The organism is Spirosoma sp. 48-14 (genome assembly GCF_001898575.1).
In the GTDB taxonomy this organism is placed as follows: domain Bacteria; phylum Bacteroidota; class Bacteroidia; order Cytophagales; family Spirosomataceae; genus Spirosoma.
The window spans coordinates 1-4,447 of the sequence record NZ_MKUD01000062.1 but is presented as its reverse complement, the minus strand read 5'-3'; the positions used below and the strand labels follow the sequence as shown (position 1 = coordinate 4,447).

Below are 4,447 nucleotides of genomic sequence, written 5' to 3'. Positions count from 1 at the left end.
ATAGCAAATATGGAGAAACTTGTCGAATCTTGAAAAAATTATACCATTTTTCTTGCATGGAAAGACAGTACCACGAAACACGAAAATGGAAACCAAACCTGCATAATTGTGGCGATTCTCGTGTCAACCGGAGACGACTAACGCGCAAAACCGCCTTGCTACGGGACGTGCCGCCTGTCGCCCGGAAGCTGAAAATGGAAGCACTAGCTTTGGCCGGACCACCCAACACCTCCATGTGCTGATGACGACCGTAGGGAGACATTTACACACATGGATGGTTGGGCTGTCAAACTTTGACTTCGGGACGTGCTACCTGTCGACGGAGAGCTTGCGTACAAAATCTTCAGTCACGCCAACGGTTTTTGCAATCTGAGCGGCACTCAAAAGGTTCAAGCCCAACAAATTTTTGACCGTTTCCGCTTTTATAGATTGTTCGTTTTGTTCTACAGCTTCCCGAATCTTCTGTTTCTCGGCCTTGACCGCTTCGGCATTGGCCGCTGTCACCCGAGCAAAATACGCCCGCTCTTCCGGAGTCATTTTGCGCGTGTCCAACTCATCAATCGCCCGTTTTAGCCATTCCTCGTTCCAGAAAGCCGGATATTGAGTAGGTTCGGTCGTGTGAAGTGTCTTCATAGTGTAAACCAGTTTTTCTAAATCAGTCTCAATTTCAGCTACTTGCTTGTTAAACTTAGCTAATTCTACCGTAATAAACGTCATTTGAGTATCAATGATTTCACCGGTCTCGCTTCGCAGATTGGCAACCGTATGAAAATGAGCGGTTGGCAGAATGTTCTTAGCCAAAATAGCGATGGCGTATATTTTGGGCAGGTTAGCATAATCAAACTCGCCCCGCTCTACCACTGTATTGAATTTATGTAATGCATAGAACTTCATCCGCTGCAAAAAATGAGGAGCCAATCCCAACTGCATTTCAACGATGAACTGACTGCCGTTTTCATCGGTACAGGCCAAATCAAAAATACCGCTTCGACTGTCAATAGTTAACGCTTCAAATACGTTCTTGTCAAAATGAACTTCCCGAATAGGCGTAGCAGACTTGATGAGTGCCTGCAAGGCTGTGCGGAGGAATAAACTATCGGCTTCGTTGCCGAAAGTGGCTTTGAAACCGTAATCTGAGATGATGGGAATGTAAATACCTGTTTCCATACACCGAAGTTACGGAAAACAGGCGGGAAGTAATTTGTTAACTTATCGAGTTATCGCCTGTCAAACGACAACCCACCCATGCAGAGCGACGTCCTAAACTGTTAATATTCCGTATTTAGTAGCCAGTTCATTAAATTTCTTGTGAATATAGATGAACTCATTTTTCCTATAATTAACAAGTTTGATAGAGTTTTCAAGCAAGTCTTTCAATTTAATATTACTATCTATGTACTGATATGCCTTTAACAGCTCATTGTCAATCACTCTTGAAGTGATATATACCTTATATCCTTTGTTCTTTAATTTTGATGCATGATAAAATATAGAGTCTGTATTACTTAATCCACCTCCACAACCTTCAAGTGCAAAACAGCTAATATCAAAATCGTACACTTCATCAGTATGTACACATTTAACTATTGGGGCGATTAGATTCCATGCGGACCCTTCTTTTGACTTTTCGATAAATAGGTATACTCTTATATCGCTCTCAAATTCACTAATCATGCCAATCGAACTTCCTCCAAGTGGAGTTTTATAATCAGTGTATTTCCGGCTTTCTGCTGATTTTAACTCAGGAATAGAAGTCTCACCTTGAGATTGTTTATCCTTTTCCTTATTGGGGAAAGTAATATTGATAAGGTTATTTGTCATTCCTGTCCACTTTATCCCGCCAAAGTTGAAACTAATCATATTGGAAATTGCTAATGCGAATGAATTTCTCGAAGAAGGTCAAATGTAAATAAAACATCTCGAAAAAGTTACTGTAAACCTCTCGTTTTACGATTCTTTGCCAGCCTTGACTATCTTACTAAGGCGTTTGCCCTGTCACTCAGGTGCCACGTTGTCGAATTAGGGCGTTTACACTGTCGCAAACCAACCGGAAATGGAAACCCAAAGCTCTCTTTCGAGCCGGGCGGCTTGTCGCCAGAACGACGGCACTCACGCTTTTTTAACAGCTTTGGCCGGATCACCCAACGCCCCAGAGGGCTGATGGATGAGGGCAAAACTACCCTGAACGCGACCAACTTGTAACCTTTACACCCTCTGTTTGTTGGGCTGCCAACTTGGCTCTCGGGACGTGCATCCTGTCAGCGGAAGCCTGCCCATGTTGAACAAAAGTTAACTTAAATTTTTTGACTTATTGATTATAGCCTAATATCCAATGAGGTTCATAAGCTGCTGAATCTTCAACTGGTAATGCTTTCAGAAAAACAGCTAAATTTTTGTAGCGGCCTACACCATCTGAACTGTATACCCATAATTCAGGTTCTTCTATACTTAATAGTCCGTCAGTATTTGGGGAGATTGTTAGATTAGAAAAAGGCGTTGTAGATTTGGACATCTCACCTTCCAAACTGTCAACGCCTATGCAAGGGCAAGCCCTTATCGACACAATAGTAGCCAAAGCGGCCCAACTTACCAAGCCCCGTCGTCGCTTTTTAGCCCACATACTAGGCTTGTTTCTGGCCATCAAGGGCCGACTCAACTTTACCCAATTGGCCCGCCACTCCCAGCACTACTGTGAGCATACCATGCGTGACCAGTTTAGCCACTATCTGGATTTTGCCAGCCTCAACCGACAGCTTATCCACACCTATGGATCGGGGCACTTTGTACTAGCCCTAGATGCCACCTTTCTGCCCAAATCAGGTCAGGCCACACCCGGGCGAAGCCAATTCTGGTCAGGCACAGCCCAACAGACACTTTGGGGATTGGAAGCCAGTGTGCTGTCAGTGATCGATGTAGAACGCCATACCGCCTGGCAGTTGGATGCGGTGCAAAGTCCCCACAAAGCTGACCGAATCGCCAAGGACATCACCCTATTGCAGCACTACGCCCAGGTGGTTGTCTGGCAAGTCACTCATTGTCAAGCGCTGAGTGCCTACTTAGCGGTAGATGCCTACTTTGCCAAGCAGCCCTTCATCGACTTTGTGACCCAGCGTACTGGACTGGCTATTATCAGTTTGTTACGGCGTGATGCCCGCCTGCGCTATCTCTATGCGGGTAAACCTACTGGGCAGCGGGGGCGTCCCCGGCAATACGGTACCTATGTCGACTGGCATAAGCCGGACTTCAACTACTTTCAACTGGCCTATCAGGATCGTGAATTGCGGATCTACTCAGCGGTACTTTATTGTCCTTTTCTGAAGAGGCAGCTGAAAGTAGCTTATACCCAATACCTCGACGTGTTGGGCTGGCCCATGCACTACAAGCTCTATTTCTCGACCGATAGCGATTTATGTGCCTGGCAGTTGGTTCGCTACTACCGCTTGCGTTTCCAACAAGAATTTTTACTCCGGGATGCCAAACAACATACGGGGCTAACCCAGTGTCAGGCCCGGAGTGTCGAGCGGCTGGACTACCATCTGAATGCGTCGCTAACGGCGGTGAATGTGGCCAAAGCGGACAACCTATCAAGCGCATCAGGACGTTTCTCGCTGGGGGAGTATAAGACGGTCTTACACAACGAATTGCTACTGGAACAATTTATGCGCATCTTACCGGTAAAACGGGAGTTGTTGATAAATCATCCCGCTTTTGACCAGCTACGTTATTTTGGCTGTAAAGCCGCTTAGAAACTGACTGACTATTGCTATACTATCAAACCACATTAAATATACTCGCTCGTAACTTTCGGTATTAATAGCAAAAGCTGATATTCGCTCCGGTCTAAATAAGCGGATAACATCGTTATCCCAAACTTCAGAATTTACTTTTAATGAGTATACATAACTGTTTTCTGGCTTAACCTCGCTCCAGTCAATCCATAAGCCTTCCATATCCTCCAAACTTAGCCAGTCACCGTAAGGTGCACATAACCAAGTTCCGAACATTTTATAGCGCTCATAAAGCATTGGAGAAATAACCTCGTAATGGCCCCTCAACAAGGTTGGAACCTTGGTCAGGTCAGTGTTAGGTGATACGGGCAATCGACGAGAATATTCTTCCAAAGATTTGCTATACCAAATAAAAACACTCTCAATAAGCTGACTTATCTGCTCCGTCATATTTTATTCAGTGAGTAGAAATCTTATAACTGGAACGTTTCCTCTGTCGCGGGGAAACTGCCTAATCTGTCAAAGCCCGCATTGTGGGACGGTTGGCTTGTCAACCGAAGCCGCCTAACGAGCCTAAACCGCCCGCCTTCGGGACGAGCTTACTGTCGCACACGACCTGCCAAACACGCTTTTCGGCTTGGCTCTACACCCAACGCCAACAGGGGTTGATGGTGAGCGAGTCACTTCACTGAACGAAACCAACTTCCAACCTTTACACC

General features: G+C 45.5%; 5 protein-coding genes. 2 read left to right on the top strand and 3 right to left on the bottom strand.

Going from position 1 to position 4,447, the window contains the following annotated elements; all coding sequences use genetic code 11:
• Nucleotides 1–56 precede the first annotated feature (56 nt).
• Nucleotides 57–242 carry a hypothetical protein gene (locus BGO59_RS27125; protein WP_293688952.1) on the top strand — a complete coding sequence of 62 codons (186 nt, stop codon included), beginning with the start codon at nucleotides 57–59 and terminating at the stop codon, nucleotides 240–242.
• 67 nt (nucleotides 243–309) lie between these two features.
• Here BGO59_RS27125 and BGO59_RS27120 read toward each other — a convergent pair whose 3' ends face one another.
• On the bottom strand, nucleotides 310–1,167 hold the full coding sequence (locus BGO59_RS27120; RefSeq protein WP_293688950.1) for an Rpn family recombination-promoting nuclease/putative transposase: 858 nt from the start codon (nucleotides 1,165–1,167) through the stop codon (nucleotides 310–312).
• Between the two features lie 93 nt (nucleotides 1,168–1,260).
• Entirely contained in the window at nucleotides 1,261–1,821 is a 561-nt protein-coding gene (locus BGO59_RS27115; RefSeq protein WP_293688948.1) for a hypothetical protein, read from the bottom strand.
• A gap of 716 nt (nucleotides 1,822–2,537) precedes the next feature.
• Between BGO59_RS27115 and BGO59_RS27110 the strand changes: the two genes are divergently transcribed.
• A complete protein-coding gene (locus BGO59_RS27110; protein WP_293688946.1) occupies nucleotides 2,538–3,746 on the top strand; it encodes a transposase in 1,209 nt (402 codons plus the stop codon).
• Here the strand turns inward: BGO59_RS27110 and BGO59_RS27105 are convergent.
• Entirely contained in the window at nucleotides 3,717–4,178 is a 462-nt protein-coding gene (locus BGO59_RS27105) for a hypothetical protein (protein WP_293688944.1), read from the bottom strand. The two genes, BGO59_RS27110 and BGO59_RS27105, sit on opposite strands and share 30 nt — an antisense overlap.
• Between the last annotated feature and the right edge of the window lie 269 nt (nucleotides 4,179–4,447).

What these genes read in the sequence shown, in the direction of transcription:
- BGO59_RS27125 (WP_293688952.1), top strand. Translation starts at nt 57, where the DNA reads ATGGAAAGACAGTACCACGAAACACGAAAATGGAAACCAAACCTGCAT.
- BGO59_RS27120 (WP_293688950.1), bottom strand. Translation starts at nt 1,167, where the DNA reads ATGGAAACAGGTATTTACATTCCCATCATCTCAGATTACGGTTTCAAA.
- BGO59_RS27115 (WP_293688948.1), bottom strand. Translation starts at nt 1,821, where the DNA reads ATGACAAATAACCTTATCAATATTACTTTCCCCAATAAGGAAAAGGAT.
- BGO59_RS27110 (WP_293688946.1), top strand. Translation starts at nt 2,538, where the DNA reads ATGCAAGGGCAAGCCCTTATCGACACAATAGTAGCCAAAGCGGCCCAA.
- BGO59_RS27105 (WP_293688944.1), bottom strand. Translation starts at nt 4,178, where the DNA reads ATGACGGAGCAGATAAGTCAGCTTATTGAGAGTGTTTTTATTTGGTAT.